The sequence below is a fragment of the Hwangdonia seohaensis genome (assembly GCF_031932625.1).
Lineage (GTDB): Bacteria > Bacteroidota > Bacteroidia > Flavobacteriales > Flavobacteriaceae > Hwangdonia > Hwangdonia seohaensis.
Genome location: NZ_JAVSCK010000003.1, coordinates 372589 through 393023, shown reverse-complemented (window position 1 = coordinate 393023; position 20435 = coordinate 372589). Strand labels below are relative to the sequence as shown.

10 protein-coding genes are annotated in these 20435 nt (G+C 37.2%); 5 read left to right on the top strand and 5 right to left on the bottom strand.

Going from position 1 to position 20435, the window contains the following annotated elements; translation table 11 throughout:
- Positions 1–68 precede the first annotated feature (68 nt).
- Together bamJ and RNZ47_RS10780 are read right to left on the bottom strand one after the other, a co-directional pair.
- Positions 69–797 carry a BamJ family beta-barrel-assembly machinery protein gene (gene bamJ, locus RNZ47_RS10785; RefSeq protein WP_311939814.1) on the bottom strand — a complete coding sequence of 243 codons (729 nt, stop codon included), beginning with the start codon at positions 795–797 and terminating at the stop codon, positions 69–71.
- Between the two features lie 166 nt (positions 798–963).
- Positions 964–1845 carry a LysR family transcriptional regulator gene (locus RNZ47_RS10780; RefSeq protein WP_311939812.1) on the bottom strand — a complete coding sequence of 294 codons (882 nt, stop codon included), beginning with the start codon at positions 1843–1845 and terminating at the stop codon, positions 964–966.
- An 84-nt stretch (positions 1846–1929) separates the two neighbouring features.
- Between RNZ47_RS10780 and hutH the strand changes: the two genes are divergently transcribed.
- The 3 genes from hutH to hutI are packed head-to-tail and all read left to right on the top strand — an operon-like array spanning position 1930 to position 6669.
- Entirely contained in the window at positions 1930–3420 is a 1491-nt protein-coding gene (hutH, locus tag RNZ47_RS10775) for a histidine ammonia-lyase (protein WP_311939810.1), read from the top strand.
- A 13-nt stretch (positions 3421–3433) separates the two neighbouring features.
- The gene (hutU, locus tag RNZ47_RS10770) at positions 3434–5431 is read left to right on the top strand and encodes a urocanate hydratase (protein WP_311940576.1); all 1998 of its coding nucleotides are present in this window, start codon (positions 3434–3436) and stop codon (positions 5429–5431) included.
- Complete coding sequence (gene hutI, locus RNZ47_RS10765; protein WP_311939808.1) at positions 5431–6669, top strand: imidazolonepropionase; 1239 nt, start codon at positions 5431–5433, stop codon at positions 6667–6669. Before hutU ends, hutI begins: the two co-directional genes overlap by 1 nt.
- A gap of 292 nt (positions 6670–6961) precedes the next feature.
- On the opposite strand, the gene lacZ is transcribed toward hutI, so the two are convergent.
- From lacZ to RNZ47_RS10750, 3 genes are read right to left on the bottom strand one after another with little or no spacing between them, the layout of a single operon-like run.
- On the bottom strand, positions 6962–10108 hold the full coding sequence (gene lacZ, locus RNZ47_RS10760) for a beta-galactosidase, LacZ type (protein WP_311939806.1): 3147 nt from the start codon (positions 10106–10108) through the stop codon (positions 6962–6964).
- Positions 10109–10118: 10 nt separating this feature from the next.
- Complete coding sequence (locus RNZ47_RS10755) at positions 10119–13145, bottom strand: aminotransferase class III-fold pyridoxal phosphate-dependent enzyme (protein WP_311939805.1); 3027 nt, start codon at positions 13143–13145, stop codon at positions 10119–10121.
- Positions 13146–15164, bottom strand: coding sequence for an MGH1-like glycoside hydrolase domain-containing protein (locus RNZ47_RS10750; RefSeq protein ID WP_311939804.1), 2019 nt, complete (start codon positions 15162–15164; stop codon positions 13146–13148). It lies immediately after the preceding gene.
- A 221-nt stretch (positions 15165–15385) separates the two neighbouring features.
- On the opposite strand from RNZ47_RS10750, the gene RNZ47_RS10745 reads away from it, so the two are divergent.
- Both RNZ47_RS10745 and RNZ47_RS10740 read left to right on the top strand, forming a co-directional pair.
- On the top strand, positions 15386–17080 hold the full coding sequence (locus RNZ47_RS10745; RefSeq protein ID WP_311939803.1) for a tetratricopeptide repeat protein: 1695 nt from the start codon (positions 15386–15388) through the stop codon (positions 17078–17080).
- A 263-nt stretch (positions 17081–17343) separates the two neighbouring features.
- Positions 17344–20421, top strand: a complete 3078-nt coding sequence (locus RNZ47_RS10740) for a SusC/RagA family TonB-linked outer membrane protein (protein ID WP_311939802.1) — start codon at positions 17344–17346, stop codon at positions 20419–20421.
- Positions 20422–20435 lie beyond the last annotated feature (14 nt).

Here is a 20435-nt window from a genome sequence, read left to right as displayed (position 1 = left end):
TATATAATAACATAAAAAAGCAGGAAGTAAAAACTTCCTGCTTTTTTATGTTATTATGTTTAGGGATATTACTTAACTATCTCTAATAATTCAACCTCAAAAATTAAAGCATCAAATGGTTTAATTTTACCACCTTGACGCGGAAAAGCACCATATGCCAATTCTTGTGGAATAAAGAATTTGTATTTTGACCCTACTGGCATTAACTGCAAACCTTCGGTCCATCCTTTAATTACTTGGTTTACAAAAAATTCCGCTGGTGTACCTCTGTCAACAGAGCTATCAAACACTTCGCCATCTATGGTAGTACCGTGGTAATGCACTTTTACTTTAGAAGCTGCTTCTGGTTTTTCGCCATTGCCTTCTTTTAAAACTATATATTGTAAGCCCGATGCCGTTGTTTTTACACCTTCTTTGGCTTTATTTTCTTCTAAAAAGTTTTCACCTGCAACCTTAACGTCGTTAAACTGTTCTTCAAGCTTTTTTTGTTGTTCTGCTTGTTGTTTTTTTCTGTCTGCTTCTTGCTTCGCTTTAAAGTAGGTATTTATTATTTCCCTGGCTTTATCTTCTTCAATCATTGTTGATGTAGAATCTAAAGTGTTTATAAAACCTTGAATAAAAATATCTCTATCAATTTCAGAGGCGCTCGTATTAACATTTCTTGCTACATCCATTCCAATGGCATAACTTACAGAATCCACTTGGGTTTTTAACGGCTTATTGGTTACGCCATTTTTATTACAAGAAAATAATGTGGTTGCCACTAAAGCGATACTTAAAAGTTTAATTGTTTTCATCTACTTATTTTTTTTTATTTTTAATTGTTAGAGGTCCTGCCTTTTTTAAAAACCCAAACAGTTATTTGGATTGGGTTATGCAGTTCATTTTTTATGGTTAATTTTTATTCGATGCCAAAAGTATGGAATTTTATTGCAGTAAACAAAGCTAGTTTTTACTGCTTTTTTAGTTAATATGAGTTAAAAACTTTTTTAATATGGGGTTTCTATTCTTTTTATTCCAGATGACCGATAGGACGGTTTTTTGAGGGATTTTTGACAATTCTATAAATTTAACCCCTTTTACATTTTGATTTTGAAGCGATTTTGGCACAATGGAAATCCCGAATTCATTTTCGACCAATTTATAAATAGAACTCGCATGAATGGTGTTATGCGCAATAATTGGGGTGAACCCATTGTCGTCAAATATTTGCATCACTTTCTCGAAATAAGACGCACTATATTTAGAATCGAATAGAATAAAAGCATCATTTTTAAATTGCTTCAGATTTTTAAAATTGGTAGCGTTTATCGGATGATTTTCAGGCAATACCAAGCAAAAATTCTCTTTTAAAATGGGCTTAATCTGTAAATCTCGGGGCACGCGTTCCAAACGCACAAAACCAATATCAATATCGTGCGACAGCAAACTGTCTATTTGTTTTAGGTTATCCAATTCTTTTAAACTAAAGTGTGCATTGGGGTTTTCAGTTCTAAACTTTAGTAACAGGTTTGGTATAATCTCTTGCATTGCAGAACCCACATAGCCAAATTTTAAATCGCCACCAATGCCATCACTTAACAATTTGGCTTGGTTAAAAATACGGTCTAAATCCTTTAAATGTTGCGTGATTTCAGTTTTAAGGTAACGTCCCGCTTTTGTCAGTTCCACTTTTCTGTTGTGGCGTTCAAACAATTTAATACCTAAATCGTCTTCCATTTGTTTTATTTGTCGGCTCAATCCGGGTTGCGAAATAAACAAACGCTCTGCCGCTTTTCTAAAATGTAAATCTTCGGCAACAGCTATAAAATATTTGAGATGCCTTAACTCCAATTGATACTTCATAGTTATTAATTAATAACATTATTAATCTTAATAAGCATCAAAAATAAGAATAACTTTGTTAACACAACCATTACAGAGAAAAACATGTTTAAATACGGAACAGAGCATCTTACAGTTAATAAAGCCATTGCCATTGCAAACGGAACTTTACATGCTGGCATGACCGAAGATGTTAAAAACAATATAAAAAAATGCAGACAAAACGTTGAAACCATAGCCAGTTCAAACAAAGCCGTGTATGGTATTAACACAGGTTTTGGCCCATTATGCGACGTTCAAATCACACCCGAGCAAACCAGTAAATTACAAGAAAATTTATTGATTACCCATGCCGTTGGTGTTGGAAACCCGATTGATAAAGAGCTTTCAAAAATCATGATGATTTGCAAAGTACACGCCTTATGCCAAGGATTTTCCGGAGTACGTTTAGAGCTCATTGAACGCATTATTTATTTTATTGAAAACGATTTGTTGCCCATTGTCCCAGAACAAGGTTCGGTTGGTGCCTCGGGAGATTTAGCGCCCCTAGCCCATTTATTTTTGCCTTTATTGGGTGAAGGTGAATTTTGGGTTGACAACAGCATTAAACCAGCAAAAACGGTATTAAAACAACACGGTTTAAAACCGATGAAATTGGAAGCCAAAGAAGGTTTAGGATTAATAAACGGCACACAATTTATTTTGGCACATGCCATTATCGGATTAAAAAAAATGGCCTATTTACTTGATTTGGCCGATGTTTCCGGAACGATGAGTTTGGAAGGTTTTCAAGGAAGCGCGTCGCCCTTTAAAGAAGCCCTGCATAAAATCCGGCCGTTTAAAGGTAATTTAAAAGTTGCCGAACGCATAAGAATGTTATTGAAAGATTCACAAAACCTTGAAAATCATTTTGAATGCAGTCGTGTGCAAGACCCGTATTCCATCCGTTGTATGCCACAGGTTCATGGCGCTTCAAGAAATGCCTATTATCATTTGAATGAATTGGCGGAAATTGAAATGAATTCGGTTACCGACAACCCTATCATTTTAAGTGAAACTGAAGCTGTTTCAGGTGGAAATTTTCACGGACAACCCCTAGCCATGGCCTTGGATTATGCTTCCATCGCCGCTTCCGAACTCGGAAATATTGCAGACAGACGGTGTTATTTACTATTAGAAGGCAAATACGGATTACCGCGTTTATTAACCGAAGCTGGTGGCCTAAATTCCGGATTTATGATTCCGCAATACACCACAGCAGCCTTGGTAACCGAAAACAAATCCTTGTGTTTTCCGCCGTCGGCAGATAGTATTCCAACCTCTTTAGGGCAAGAAGATCATGTTTCGATGGGCAGTATTTCTGGGCGTAAATTCAACCAAATATTAGGTAATATTGAAAAAATATTGGCTATTGAATTGATGTACGCCGCACAAGCCTTGGAATTTAGAAGACCCAATACCTTTTCAAAAACCATTGAAGAAAACTTCAAAATCATAAGACAACAAGTGGCTAAACTAGAAGACGATCGCGTTTTAAAAGACGACATCAACACCTTAATAACTATGGTGAAAAATCAAGTTTTTATTGTACATTAATACATTCTAAATGATGACTTTTAAAGAACACATATTACAAGGCATACCAACGGAGTTACCGGTAAAGCGCGCTTATCCAAAAGATGCCAATAGAGCGCCAAAACGAAAAGATATTTTATCTAAAGAGGAAAAACAACTGGCTATTCGAAATGCGCTACGATACTTTCCTAAAAAATGGCACAAAGAATTGGCTTTGGAATTTGCCCAAGAATTACAGGATTTTGGTCGTATTTACATGTACCGTTTTAAACCAAACTATAAAATATACGCTAGAAACATAGCTGATTATCCTGCCAAATCTAAGCAAGCAGCTGCGATTATGCTTATGATTCAAAACAATCTGGATCCTGCCGTGGCCCAACATCCCGAGGAATTGATTACCTATGGTGGCAATGGCGCCGTGTTTCAAAATTGGGCGCAGTACCTTTTGACAATGCAATATTTAGCAACTATGACCGATGAGCAGACTTTACATCTGTATTCCGGTCATCCCATGGGATTATTTCCATCGTCTAAAAATGCGCCAAGGGTTGTAGTAACCAATGGCATGGTTATTCCCAATTATTCCCAACCCGACGATTGGGAAAAGTTTAACGCTCTAGGGGTATCGCAATACGGACAAATGACGGCGGGTTCGTTTATGTACATTGGCCCACAAGGGATTGTACACGGCACAACTATTACCGTTATGAATGCCTTTAGAAAAATTTTACAAAAAGATGAAACACCCGCGGGAAAAATATTTTTAACTGCCGGATTGGGTGGTATGAGTGGCGCACAACCAAAAGCGGGAAACATTGCAGGTTGCATAACCGTTTGTGCCGAAGTGAACCCGAAAGCGGCCACCAAACGACATGAACAAGGTTGGGTGGATGTACTTATTGATGATATGGGCGATTTAGTTACCCGAGTAAAACAGGCTCAAGAAAATAATGAAATCGTTTCAATAGCCTATATTGGCAACATTGTTGATGTTTGGGAGCGCTTTGATGAAGAGGATATTTTCGTGCATGTGGGATCCGATCAAACTTCGTTGCACATTCCATGGACCGGTGGTTATTATCCTGCTGATATTTCTTATGAAGCATCAAACCGATTAATTCGTGAAAACCCAGAATTATTTAAAGAAAAAGTACAAACAACGTTGCGAAGACATGCAGCATCAATAAATAATCACACTACAAAAGGCACGTATTTCTTCGATTATGGGAATGCTTTTTTATTGGAATCCTCCAGAGCCGGTGCCGATGTAATGGCAGAAAACGGTATCGATTTTAAATACGCATCCTACGTGCAGGATATTTTAGGGCCTATGTGTTTCGATTATGGTTTCGGACCTTTCCGTTGGGTTTGCACTTCGGGAAAATCCGAAGATTTAGATAAAACCGATGCTATTGCTGCTAAGGTTTTACAGGAAATCATGGAACATTCCCCAGAAGAAATTCAATTACAAATGCAGGACAACATCACATGGATAAAAAACGCGAAGCAAAACAACATGGTGGTCGGTTCGCAAGCACGTATTTTATATGCCGATGCCGAAGGACGCACAATAATTGCCAAAGCGTTTAACGATGCCATTGCAAAAGGCGATATTGGCCCCGTGGTTTTAGGGCGCGACCATCACGACGTTAGCGGCACCGATTCGCCGTTTAGGGAAACCTCAAATATTTACGATGGCAGTAAATTTACCGCAGACATGGCCATCCACAATGTTATTGGCGATAGCTTTAGAGGCGCTACTTGGGTGTCCATTCACAATGGTGGTGGCGTAGGTTGGGGCGAGGTTATTAATGGTGGTTTCGGTTTATTATTAGATGGCACGCCAGAAGCTGAAGCACGGTTAAAAAGCATGCTTTTTTACGATGTAAACAATGGTATTGCACGCCGAAGTTGGGCACGAAACGAAGAGGCTTTATTCGCCATAAAACGCGAAATGGAACGGACTCCCAATTTAAAAGTCACGATTCCCAATTTAGTTGAAGAAAATATTTTAAAAAACTTATTTTAATGACCACACTTTTTAAAAATATTAAAGAACTCATTCAAGTACGCGACCAACAAATTGACTTTGTTTCTGGTGCTGCCATGAAGATTTTACCAACCATTAAAAACGCTTTTTTAGTAGTTGAAAACGGATTGATTTCAGATTATGGAAAAATGGATGCGTGTCCCAATTCAGAATTCGATATGATAGTTGATGCCACAGGAAAAATGATTTTACCCTCGTGGTGCGACTCGCACACCCATATTGTTTATGCCGGTAATCGAGAAGGTGAATTTGTGGATAGAATCAACGGACTATCCTACGAAGACATTGCCAATAACGGTGGCGGCATTTTAAATTCAGCTAAAAAACTTCAGGAAACCTCTGAAGATGATTTATATAATCAAAGCAAAACCCGTTTGGAAGAAGTGATGCAATTGGGCACTGGTGCCGTTGAAATTAAATCGGGTTACGGTTTAACTGCCGATGCCGAATTAAAAATGCTCCGTGTTATTAAACGCTTAAAAGAAAATTATCCTATTGAAATAAAAGCCACTTTTTTAGGTGCTCATGCGGTTCCTTTAAATTATAAAAACAATAAAAGAGGCTATTTACAAATGCTTATAGACGATGTAATGCCTATAATTGCTTCGGAAAACCTCGCGGAATACGTCGATATTTTTTGCGAAACCGGATATTTTTCCGTGGAAGACACCGCGCTTATTTTGGAAGCCGGAAAAAAACTCGGGCTCATTCCTAAAATTCACGTTAATCAATTTACCGCCATTGGTGGCGTGCAAGTTGGTGTAAAGTACAAAGCCTTATCGGTTGATCATTTAGAGGAAATGCGGGATGAAGACATTGAGGCCTTAAAAAACACCAAAACCATGCCGGTAGCTTTACCAAGTTGCTCCTATTTTTTAAGCATTCCGTACACTCCGGCCAGAAAAATGATTGATGCCGGTTTACCACTGGCCTTGGCAACCGATTACAACCCGGGTTCGACACCATCGGGAAACATGAATTTTGTGATTTCCACGGCTTGCATCAAAATGAAAATGACACCCGAAGAAGCCTTAAATGCCGCCACTGTAAATGGAGCTTATGCCATGGGATTGGGAAAACAAGTGGGTTCTATTACCAAAGGGAAATTGGCGAATATCATTCTTACAAAACCCATTAATTCTTATGGATTTATACCCTATTCATTTGGAAACCATCAAATTGAGAAAGTTTATTTAAAAGGATTGGAAATTAAATAATTAATAAAATCAATTTCGATTTAATATTTAAAAAGAGGCTGCCTAAAAAGTCTTTTTAATTTAGCTTGTCAGGTTTAGCCTGTCGAAACCTATCTTGCTTATAAATAAGTTAAAATATTTCGACAAAGCCTGTGCTGAGCGCCGTCGAAGTAATCAATATGACATAGAATTAGACTTTTTTAAACAGCCTCATTTCTCAATAAAAAAACGAATTTCAAACAAAGTTTGATGACATCTTACTATTCAAATCAAATTAACATACCTCTAAACACCCACTTCATCAACCCTATTATCAATACTTTGTAACAGTATTTGGCATGATGCTAAATGAATATTTGTACGTATTATTTGCAGGAATGGTGTACTCTGGATGCACTAAACGCCCCCAAGACGTATCGCCGCCAACGCCCATTTGCAAGTAATCGATATTCCAATGTATGGTTTCTCCAAATTTAATATCCGCACCATGTTTCGTGGTTACAGGCACCAAACCTGAAGCCGATTCGCTAGCATCACCACTTTTAAAATCGATTTCTGGCATAGCAAAAGGCCAAACACTTGTGTTCAATAAAATACGACTTGATGCTTTTAAAGTTAAGTTGTTTGATGCTACTTTAACCCAGCGCACATCGGTCTTGTTTCCTGTTTCTTGTGGGCGCAAATAGCGCTCAAACTGGTCTGTTGTCTTTCCTGAGTAAATCCCCGTTTTTACGCCAGTTTTTCTATCCCAATAACTTTCTGTTGGACCTTTACCGTACCAAGACACATCGGTAAAATCTTTCGGTAGGGTCATGTACATGCCCAAACGCGGAATATTTGGAAGTTCCTTTTGATTGGGATTAAAACTATAATCCACATTTAAGCTTCCATTGTGTTTTAAGGTGTACTTCACCTCTACTTTTGCTTCATTGTTTGGTAACAAATAATGGACTTTATAGGTTATACCTTCGATTGATGTTTTAGGTTTTTCAACCCATTGGGAACTATAATTGTATGTAGCATCTTGCCAAATTCTAGCCCATTTCTGCATTTTGTTTCCTAAATCGTTATCCGTGGGTGGACGCCAAAAATTTGGACGGATAGCTTCGTTGGTTATTAATTGTCCCACGTGTTTCCACGATTCAATTTCACCTGTTTCGGCATTGATTTTAAAATCTACGGTACTGTTTTTTATATGTATTGTCCCGTCGGCTTCAATTATATCCAAGTTGTTTCCTTTTGAAGAAGACTGCTTCGCAGGATTTCCTTTTTGAAGCAGGAACTCATCCCAAGCAACTTCATGTCCTTTTTCAACCAAATGGCGATTTGCATTTTGAATTAAACTCACTTGCAGTATATATTCGCTTTCTGAAGAAAAGGATTTTGGAAGGTTACTTAATTTAAGTTTTTGTGTATTTTGAGGTTCCACATTAACTGTAATGTTTTCATTTTTAAAGACTTCTTTTCCGTCTTTTAAAAGTTTCCAAGCGATGGTTTTATCCGAAAAATCACTAAAAAAGTTTTTGTTTTCTATTTCGATAACACCGCTGCCTAAATAATAAAATTGTGCGGGCTGATACACTTTTTTCACCTCGGTTAAATGAGGATGTGGGTTTCTGTACGGGTCAACCAAACCATTGTTTAAAAAGTTTCCGTCGGTTGGCAAATCGGGGTGATAATCGTGCCCGTAAGCCAAATACGGTTTGCCATCTTCATATTTATACTCCAAAGCTTGGTCTACCCAATCCCAAATAAAGCCACCTTGTAGGTTGGGATAGGTTTCAATAATATCCCAATAATCTTGCAAGTTTCCAACTGAATTCCCCATGGCATGTGCGTACTCAATCATGATGGAAGGCTTGTTGGAATTGGATTTACCGTGATTAATTAAATATTCCGGTTTGGGATACATGGGGCAATACAGATCGGTGTAATCATCCTTTCCGGCTGGCTCGTATTGCACAATACGATTATCATCATTTGCTTTTAACCACTTATACGTAGTTCTAAAAACCTCACCTTTTCCAGCTTCGTTACCCAAAGACCAGGAATAAATGGACGCGTGATTTCTGTCGCGATAAAACATACGTTTGGTACGCATTTCATGTGCGGGCAACCAACTCATTTCATTGCCAATTTGGGTGTTTTCGTTTATGGCTAACGGGTGGCTTTCAATATTGGCTTCGTTAACAACATACAAGCCATATTTATCGCATAACTCCAACCAATATGGGTCGTTAGGATAATGCGACGAACGCACAGCGTTAATGTTGTTTTGCTTCATTAATTTAATGTCTTTCTCCATAGATTCCCGAGAAACGACATGGCCGGTAAAAGGATCCGTTTCGTGCCTATTAACGCCTCGAATGTAAATGGCCTTTCCGTTTATTAATACCTGGGCATTTTTTATTTCTACGCTTTTAAAGCCAATGCTTCTTGTGATATACTGATTGTTTTTCGCATTAGATTCATCTTCCAAAGCTATTTTAAGCGTGTATAAATTTGGTTGTTCAGCAGACCATTGTTTTACATGGTCAATCATTGTTTCCGAAGTGACATGCATGCTTTCATCCGCATGAATTTCCAACCCTTTAGAGTCTGTGTATTTTAAGGTTTCTCCATCAAAAATTTCAATCGTTAGTTTTCTTTTTACATCTTCTTTGGAATGATTAACAATTGAAACCGTATTCTTAAAAATACCATGGGTATAATTTTCATCTAAATTCGTATAAGCGTGATAATCTGAAACTGACACTTTGGGCTGAGTGTACAAATACACATCGCGTTCAATACCGCTCATGCGCAACATATCTTGACTTTCCAAATAACTGGCATCGCTCCAACGGAACATTTGTAAGGCCAAAAGGTTTTTTCCTTCTTTTACATACTTGGTGATATTAAATTCCGCAGGAGTTTTGCTGCCTTGGGAATAGCCAACATACTGGCCGTTTATATAAACATACATGGCAGATTTAGCGCCAGCAAAGTGCAGGATAACATCTTCTGATAAAAATGAAGCGTTTAAATTTATTTCCTTTCTATAGGTGCCTACAGGGTTGTAATCTGTTGGGGCATCTGGCCATTTTGTAGTGAACGGATAACGCTCGTCTAAATAAATAGGATGGCCGAAACCTTCTACTTCCCAATTGGCTGGGACCGTAATGCTGTTCCAATCGGAATCGTTAAAATCTGCGTTTTGAAATGTTGTTGGTCTTTTTTTAGGGTCTTTTACCCAATTAAATTTCCATGGCCCATTTAAGTTTAAATAGCGTTTTGATTTTTCATTGACGGTAATATCTGCCGATTCAAAGCCAAAAAAAGTAGCTCTTGGCGCAAGTTTATTATCTTCAAATATTTTATGATTATTATGAAATTTTTGTTCTGAAACTTCTAACAACGGTGCATTTGTACAACCTAGTGCAACACAAATCATGATAATACTTAATCCTTTAAATCTCATTCGTATATTTTTAAAATTGCATAAAATCTTCTGCAAATATTTTCCTTAAATAAAAAATCAGTTCTGCCGCATTCGCTTCATTAAATACAATGGGTGGTTTTATTTTTAACACATTGTGATCTGGACCATCGGTACTCATTAAAATACCGTGGTCTTTCATTCTATTGGCTAAATAATCGGTTTGTGCTGCCAAAGGATTCATATTGGCATCAACAAGCTCAATCCCCAAGAACAACCCTTGTCCGCGTACATCGCCAATAATGGGAAATTCTTGAGCTAACATATTCAGTTCATCTTTTAAATATGTTCCAATTTTTAAAGCATTTTCCTGTAATTTCTCTCGCTTTACGGTTCGTAAAACCTCGGTAGCAATGGCGCAAGACACCGGATTTCCTCCAAACGTATTGAAGTACTCCATCCCGTTGGCAAATTTATCGGCAACGTCTTGTGTACATGCAACCGCTGCAATGGGGTGGCCGTTACCCAAAGGTTTACCAATAGTGACGATATCTGGAACAACATCGTGCAGCTGAAAGCCCCAAAATGTTTTACCCATTCTGCCACAGCCCACTTGCACCTCATCTGAAATACATAGCCCGCCCGCTGCTCTAACAAGCTTGTAAGTTTTAGCTAAAAACCCTTTGGGCAATTCAATTTGTCCGCCACAACTTATAATGGGTTCAATAATAAAAGCAGCGACACCTCGTCCTTTTTCATGAACCATATCGATTTGCTTTTGTACCTCTTCAGCGTATTTTTCAGCACTGTTTCCACCTCGATATTTTCCTCTAAAGGCATCTGGCAACGGGAAAATATGGGTGTGCTCCGGTGCACCGCTGCCGCCCTTTCCATCAAACTTATACGAACTAATATCGATACACATGTTGGTATTTCCGTGATAACCAACTTCGGAAGCAATAATATCGCGCTCACCGGTATGGGCTTTAACCATTCTAATGGCCAATTCGTTGGCCTCACTACCAGAATTTACAAAATGCAATACACTGAGTTCTGTTGGCAAAGTCTCAATCAATTCTTTTGCTAAATCATTAATATTGTCGTGTAAATAGCGTGAATTGGTATTGATTAATGCCATTTGTTCTTGCCCCGCTTTTACAACTTCGTATTTTTCATGACCCACGTGCGCCACATTATTCACCGTATCTAAATATTTACGTCCAAATTGATCCATTAAATACTGACCAGCACCACGTACCATTTTAATGGGCACTTTATATTGAAGGCCTAAACTTTTACCTAAATGTTGTTTTCGGTAATTGATTAAATCTTCGTTTGAATTTTTAATAGTATTTTGAAGTGCTTCCGATTTGAAGAATAAATTTGGGTCTGGACAAATGCTTTTCCAAACCTCTATTTGGTTATAATACGCAACACCCGGAAAATCGTTTTTATAGTCCAAAAGTGAAAGCATCACTTGAAAATGAAGGTGTGGCACCCAATTGCCGTTTTCTTCCGCATTTCCCAATACGCCAATTTTTTCACCTTTTTTAATAATATCACCTGCTTTGTTTTTAGTAGCACTAGCCACCGATAAATGCCCATATAGCGTGTAAAATTCCAATTGATGCGTCTTGTGTTTTAAAACGACCAATCCGCCATATTCCTTTTCTCCCGAATCATTAACAGCCAAAACCACTTCGCCATCAAACAAGGCGTGAACAGCCGTATGTTCCGGAAGCCAAAAATCAACACCCAAATGAATTGTTCGGCTTTCTTTACCGTAGTTCCCTATTTTATCATAGCTATTTGACGTGTATAACGGTCGCGGTTCCAAATAGCCACCAGCAATAATTTTATGAGGATTTTTCTTTTGAAGTTGATTGATTTTAAACTGAAACACATCTAAATCATTAAAATCTTCTTGATGCCCAATCCATTTGCTGGACACACTTAAATCTAATTGAAGCGCTTCATTTTTATCAATAGAAGGGAACAATTCCGTAAACTTAAAACTTTGTTTTGACACCCAGTTTTTAAACTCATTTTCGTTAGGATGTGCCTCCCATCCACAGGCATTTCTAAAACTATAATAAGCAAAATCCGCACTTATGTTTCGCCATTTTTCAAGGACTTCCCAAGCCGGCTTTTCACTAATTAACAAGTAGGCATTATCAGGCTCCTCAATCTTATTAATTGCGGATTTTGTTACCGAAATCACCAATCGCATGGCAATCGCATTATACAAATGCCTCAACTCCTTTTCTTGCAAAGTAAATGTTGAATGATAGCCTTTAACAATGGGTAAAGCCGCTTCCAACGGGTCGTTATGATGCATTATGGCGTAAGCACAGGCAATGGTAACATCGTTAATTATTTGCGTGTGTATGGCATCGCCATAATCGATGGCGGCTTGAACTTTGGGGTGTATCAAGTCTGAAGAAACAATAACATTATTGTCGTTGGCGTCATTATGAACAACAGCTTTTCTTAATTTTGAATAGGTCGTTTCATGTTTTTCAAACGAATTTTGAAAATATTGAACAATTGCTTTTTCTTCGTTTTTAAACAAATTTACATGGGCTTTTGTCCAAAGTGATTGTGCCACATCCCATTCAAATTCCCGATGTGCTTCGGGATGTTCAAAACCTTGTAAAGCTTTGGTAAGTCGCCCGCATTGTTCGCCTAAACTAAAGCGTAAATCGTTTAATTGCGGATTGACAGAACTCCAAACCCTGCCTGAAACCCAACTTAAAAGTCGCACTTTGCGCTTATTGCCAAAATCGTCTGTAATTTCAGAAATGGCCTTGCCTTTATTATCGCATATAACTTTTGGGGTAATGAGATTTCGCCCATTATCTTGAACAAATTGCAATAATTTTTGTTGAAAATCGAGGTAGTTGTCATTCTCGTTAGGGCGTGATATTTTTAAAATATAGCCTTCTGAATTAGCAACTTTTATTCTGAAATTAAAATCGACCTCACCGGGCAACACAGAAGCTTTTCCTTTGATATGAAATAGTTTGAAGAGTATATCTTCGGCCTGTTGAATGGATATTTTTAGAGTATCGTAATTCATTTAATTGTTTTGTAATAACATAATAAGGTGGGCGGCACTCCAACTAAAATTTTGGGCGTTTAGGCCTTCTCCCGTTAATGGGTGATAATTTTCTCGAATGGATTGTCCTTTTCCTAACATGCCTTCCGCACCTTTAATTATTTGAATGGTGGCTTGGTCTGCCTCGGCATGGAACCCATAATTACGCAAGCCTTTTACACCAAAATAAGCTTGATCTAACCAGTTCGGGCCTCGCCAATAGCCTTCTAGCGGGTCGAATCTTTCGTGATCGGCACTCATGGTTTGAAAGGGCACTTTAGTGTAAAATTTTTCAGAATCCATCATTTTATTTTTTACGGCATTGGCTTGTTCTTGAGTTGCGGCGTTTGCCCAAAGTGCGGTCCAGCCTTCGCTACCTTCACCTTTAATAAAAGTACTGCCTTCTAAATTCGTATCGTAAAACCAACCGTCTTCCTTATCATAAAATTGGTGTTGTATTTTATCTTTTAATTGTTCAGCTTCAGCTTTATATTTTTTAGTGTCATCTAAATTATTTATCACTTTAGCCAATTGGCTTAAATATAGTTTTTCAGCATACAAATATGCGTTTAAATCGACACTTTCTTGGTTTAGGGAATAAGCACCTTCGCTATTTTTTAAAATTTTAGAATCGTCGAAACGAATGGCATTATCCATCCCGCTTTCCCATTTAGCGGCAATTAAAGTCCCATCGGTTGAACCGTATTCACACAATCCATCTTGGTCGTGGTCGCGTTTATTGTACCACCAATTGTGATATAATTTTAACTTCGGGTAGAATTCTTTTACAAATTCAACATCTTTGTCTTTTTCATAAATTTTAACGACTGCCCAAGCAGCAAGTGGCGGTTTGGTATCGCGATAATTATGTGGCTCAATAATAGTGTCTCGAAAAATACAATCGACTATAAAGCCGTCTTCACTCTGAAAATCGAACATGGCCCGCATTTGGTTTTTTGCCAAACTGGTATCGTAATACGATAAACCTACAGCGTGTTTCCAAGAATCCCACGACCAAAATCCGTTAAACCATTTGTAGTGATAGCTTGGGAACAAGCCTTCGTGCTTAAGTTCTCCAGCCGGAATTCGCCAATTATTTTGTAGTGTTAAATGCGATTTAGCCAAAACTTCGGCATACTTATCATGTTCAAATTGTGGTTTTCTGTTTTCAATAATAGATTTTAGCTGCTTGTTTTTTTCTTGTTTTCGAGCGTCCAACACGGCATCAAAATTTATGTTTTGAATTTGTCTTTTTTCTTCTTCCCAAGAATATTCGGGAAAAATGAAAGTTTGTGAAATTACGACTTCTTTTGTTTCGTTGGGTTTGAGATTTAAATTGCTCTTTGCTTTGTATTGCAAGCTATCCACTAAGTCAACTTGCGCATCTTTCGGAAAAGTTAAATACCCAATGGCATTAGATTTTGTAGAATTAATTTTGATGGTGGTATTCTTTTGAGACAAAGAAATTCCAGAAATCAAAATAGGAGAATGTCCCCATAAAAGTTCCAATTTGATATTTTTATCGCCTATATTTTTTATTTTGGTTTGTAATAAAGCAGTATGTCCGTTTTTAAAAACCAATTTTTCACTAACCTGAATTTTATCACTTGAATAATTTTTTTCCAAGTGACTTGAATAACTATACGCCCTACCATCATTTAACGATTCAAAGTTATTGTCAACCTTAATCATAGCATTTACAAACGATGTAGTTAACCAAACACCATTCTGCTGCGTCATTAAAAAAGGCCCTGAAAAGCCAATGGACTCATTCGGTTCTTTATGCAAACCATACCCAAACCAAGCACCTTGGTCCGAAAACATCAAACCAGATTTATCCACGGAGTCTTTTGGTGTTATGCGGTAATCCAAAATATTTTCACTAAAGTTTAGAAAACTATTTTTGGTATCGGTTTTTATTGGCTCTTTGGTGTTGTTACAACTAAAAATTACTAGCAATACTAAAACACCTATATATTTAACAACTTTGTTTAAATGCATTTTAATGTGGATGTTGCTGGTTTAAAATCATCACTGTTTATCGAAAATCAAATCACAACAAATTTCGATTATTTTTATTTAATAATTGAAAAATCACCTTTACTTGACCTTTCATTTTGGATTTTTTGAAAACTTTATTAATTAATAATATCGATATTTGTAAATCATGTATCTGCCAATGGCCCTATGCGCGTTTCTAAATAATTTATAAATATCGACTCATGAAAAAACTGATAAAACCCATCCTTTATATACTCGTATTTATAAGTTGTACCGTGCAATCACAAACCAATATTTGGGACGAAAACCCAAGCGACTCCCAAATGGAATTGGATAGCTTGTTAACCATTTTACCTTATTCAACTGGTCGCGATAAAATGCCTTTATTAAATAGAGTTGCCGAAATTTACTGGTCTATAAACCCCAACAAAACTATAGATTATGCGAATGAAGCTTTACAATTGTCCCGGGAATTTAATGATAAAAAACAAGAAGGGTTGGCACTTATTAATCTTTGTCAAGGTTATTTGTTTAATGATTTTTATGATAAAGCTTTGCAACTGGGATTACAGTCGTTGGAAATTAGAAAAAACATTGAGAATGATTACGATTTAGCCTTTACACTACGAACCCTTGGCTGGTTGTATTTCGACATCGGATACTTTGATAAAGCTCTCGAATACCACACGGAAACTTTAAAAATACACGAAAAAATAGGCGACAAACAGCGCATTGCCTATAGTTACAACAGTATTGGACTAATCCATGAGCGCAAAGGAGACTGCAATTTGGCATTGACTTTTTTCAAGAAATCTTTGGAGTTAAAAAGGGAGTTTAACAACAAAGATAGAATTGCCGAAACCATGAAAAACATGGGTGTTTGCTATCGTAAAATCAACAAGCTTGATTACGCCAAGGAATTTTTAGAATCTTCATTGGAAATCACTAATCAAATCAAGGACGACCAAAACAAGGTCCATATTTTAAATGAGCTTTCAATAGTAAATTTAAAGCTCGGAAATTTTGATAAATGCTATGCGCTTTTAAAAGAATCGAGATCCATTATTGAAAACATAATTGACAACAAGGAATTTATTTTGGAAAACGACAGGGTTATGTCTGACTATTATCTCGCAAAGCAAAATTACAAAGAGGCCTTTAATTACTATAAAAAATATGCCGAAGGAAGCTCAGAAATTTTTTCAAGCAATAAAAGTGAGAAATTAGCTGAAATGAGGATTCTTTTTGAAGATGAACGAAGAGCGTCGGAAATAAAATTACTGGAAAAACAAAGAGATTTAGAAGCACAAAAGAGAAAGGCGATACTTATAGGCTCTATATTATCGGTAATTATTGCCATTCTTGTTATCGCATCACTTTACAACAATATAAAAAAGAAAAAAGCGATTTACCTGCAAAACCATAAACTATCAAAAGAAAAGCTTAGAACACAGTCTTTATTGCGGGAAAATCTGGAGCACAAATTAGAATTCCGCATGAAGGAACTAACCAATTTGGCTTTATTCATTTCCCAAAGAACATCCATATATAAAGACCTTACAAAGTCGTTTAAAAGTTTAGATTTTACCGATATAAATCAATTGAAAAAAGACATTAACAAGCTGATAAAAGAATATACTTTTAAGTTTGATTTTAATGAAGACATACAAAGATTCCATACCAACGTAGAAACCCTACAAAGCGATTTTTTATTCAGAATTAAAGAAAAATACCCGCACTTAACCACAAAGGATATACAGCTGGCCGTACAAGTTAAGCTTAAATTAAGCTCGAAAGAAATAGCAAACATCAATAACATCTCTTTAAACTCTGTAGAAATAGGCAGACACCGATTAAGAAAAAAAATGGGATTGGAAAAAAAAGACAATCTCGTTGATTTTCTAGAAAACATTTAAACCCATCTTTTAACTCAATACAAGTCATTTATCTTTTTGATGGCATAAATTCTTGTTGCTAAACAAAACGCTTTTCTTTTTTAATTTCCCCTTACGGCCACTTCGCATTAAACCCACTTTAACAAAGGTATTTAACGCATTGTAAAGGTCAAGTAAAGGTGATTTTTGAGGTTTTATTTGAAAATATCACAATATTTGATTCTACATAAACTCGTGCACAGACTTATAGGCTGAGTTCTGACTAACAAATAATCTAATCTAGTATGAAAAAAAAACAATCAAAAAACAAAAACCGTACTTTAAGTAGAATGCTTTTACTTCTTTTTGTATTTACGGCGTTTGGGTTTACCACCAAAGCTTTTTCGCAAAGCATTGAAGTAAACGGAACCATTACAGACAGCGCAGGAATACCACTTCCCGGAGCAACAGTTACTCTTAAAAGCGACCAAAGTATCGGGACACAATCCGATTTTGAAGGCAACTATTCTATTGAAGTGCCAAACAAGCAAACCGTATTGGTTTACAGCTTCTTGGGGTTTTTAACCAAAGAAATTACCGTTAGAAACCAAACCACCATTAACGTCTCCTTAGAGGAAAGCGCAGAAAGTTTAGACGAAGTCGTTTTGGTAGGTTACGGCACCCAAAAACGGGAAGAAGTAACCGCTGCCATCACCTCTGTTAATGTAGCTGAGATTCAAAAAATCCCGACGGCCAATGTCGCAACCTCGTTGCAAGGACAGGCTGCGGGCGTTAACGTGTCTTCGGCTTCCGGTGCACCGGGAAGCAATCCGGTTATACGCATTAGGGGCTTAGGCACCATTGGCAACAACAATCCGTTATTCGTTATAGATGGTATTCCTGGAGATTTATCATATATCAATCCAGCAGATATTGCTAATATAAGTGTGCTAAAAGATGCATCGGCAGCTACAATTTATGGCTCAAGGGCATCAAACGGCGTTGTAATTATCACTACAAAAAGAGGTAAAACGGGAGAACCTAAAGTGACTATCAATTCTTACATAAGCACACATTCGGTAAGCGATAATGTAAGTGTGGCAAACAAAGCTCAACACGATCAAATCAAACTGGAAGCTTATAATAATGTAGGAGTTACACCGGCACCTTATTTAACAAATGGCGCGCAATATGCCGATTCGGATTGGGTTGGCGAATATATAGGCAATGCCTTTGAACAAAAACATGATATTGGAATATCTGGCGGAACAGAAAAAATGAATTACAACTTTTCTGCGGGTTATTTTGATAATTCCGGAACGGTTATAAACACTGGCTTTGATAGATTGAATACACGTCTTAATATGGATTTCAAACTCCTAAACGACAGGCTGAAAATTTCTCCGGGCTTAAGTTATACCAGAGAAAACACACGGGGTATTTTTGAACCCATTGGAGGCGGAAACGCCAGTTTTTCACCATTTTTAGATATCTATTCGCAATTACCGCATAAAGCCATTTATGATGCGAGTTCTTTAAACGGTTTTGCCACTCCTGCCACCGGATTAGGTTCTGGCAACCCAATAGGTGAAGGCAGCATTACCGACAGAGCAGATCAAGATGATTATATGCAGTTTAACATTTCAGCTACTTTAGAAATTGTTGAAGGCTTAAATTATCAGTTCCAATACGGAGCAAATGTTGAGAATACGCATTTTTCATTTTTCTTGCCTACCTATAATTTTGGACCACAGTCAACCAACGACAATCCGTTGTTAGATGAATCAAGGTCGAGAACCAACGAATGGACCCTAAACAACACCTTAAACTATCGTAAAAAATTTGGCAATCACGACGTCGATGTTTTATTGGGTGTATCAAGGGAAAAAAGCCAATTTAGATCGGTTGGTGGCTCAAACAACACATTGGCTTCAGACCAACTTCAAGCTTTGAGTGCTGGTATTGGCGACGAGTCTGCTTATGGTTTTAATTCAACAAATACATTGCAATCTTATTTTGGACGTATCAATTACGATTTCAGTAAAAAATACTATTTACAAACCAGTGTAAGGCGCGATGGTTCATCTCGATTTGGACCAGATAATAAATACGGTACATTTTACTCTCTGTCTTTAGGTTGGGCATTGCACAATGAAGAATTTTTTGAATCCGATTTATTTAGCCAAATAAAACCTAGATTTAGCTACGGTACTTTAGGGAATCAACTTATTGGCGAGCATTTGTTTTTAGCTCGAATAGGTTCTGGCGGACAGCAGTTAAACTATCCTTTTGGCGAAGGTGTTAGTCAAAATGTATTGGTTGGAGCCATTGCCAATTCGTTGCCAACTCCAGATATTCAATGGGAAGAAACCGCAACAACAAACATTGGGGTAGATTTAGGACTTTTAAATAATAGTATTAAAGCTACTTTTGATTATTTTATTTCTAAAACAACCGATATGTTAGTGTCTGTACCAATTCCAGCATCGTCAGGAATAACGTCATTTCCATTAACAAACGGCGGAAATTTAGAAAACAAAGGTTGGGGCTTATCGCTGACTTATAATAGCGATTCCGATAAAGATTTCACTTTTGATGTTTCAGCAAACATAAGTAGCTCAAAAAATAAAGTTACAAAATTGGGTGTTGCCAATGAGTCTTTTACTGATGGCTTTATTGAGTTTAACAACTTTCCAACCACAAGAACCGAAGTTGGTGGGGAAATAGGACGGTTTTATTTATTTGAAGCCGATGGGATTTTTCAAACACAAGCAGAAATCGATGCCCATGGCGTTCAGCCAGATGCTGTTCCCGGTGACCTAAGGTTTACGGATATTAGTGGCAATGGTTCTTTAGGTGATGAAGATAAAAAGTACATGGGCAGTGGCCTTCCAGATTTTGAATACGGATTGAATTTTAATGCCCGATATAAAAACTTTGATGCCAGTGTGTTTTTTCAAGGAACGCAGGGCAACAAAATTTACAACGGTGTAAAAATGTGGTTGTACAGAACCGACAGAAACAATATGTCATCAGATTTATTGAATGCTTGGACACCTCAAAACACGGGAAGCGGTATTCCAAGAAATGCATTTGGCGACCCCAACAATAATATTCGCCCTTCGAGTTATTTCTTAGAAGATGGTTCTTATTTAAGATTGAAAAACATTCAAATTGGTTATACTTTTCCAGAATCTGTAACTTCTAAACTGGCCATTTCCAATGCTAGAATTTATGTAACAGCCAATAATTTGTTTACCATTACAGATTATTCGGGCTTCGACCCAGGACTTGCAAATGGAGGCACATTTACAAGAGGTGTAGATAGAGGTTTTTACCCTTTAACAAAGTCGTTTATTTTAGGAGTAAATCTTTCACTATAAATTAAAAAAAAGAA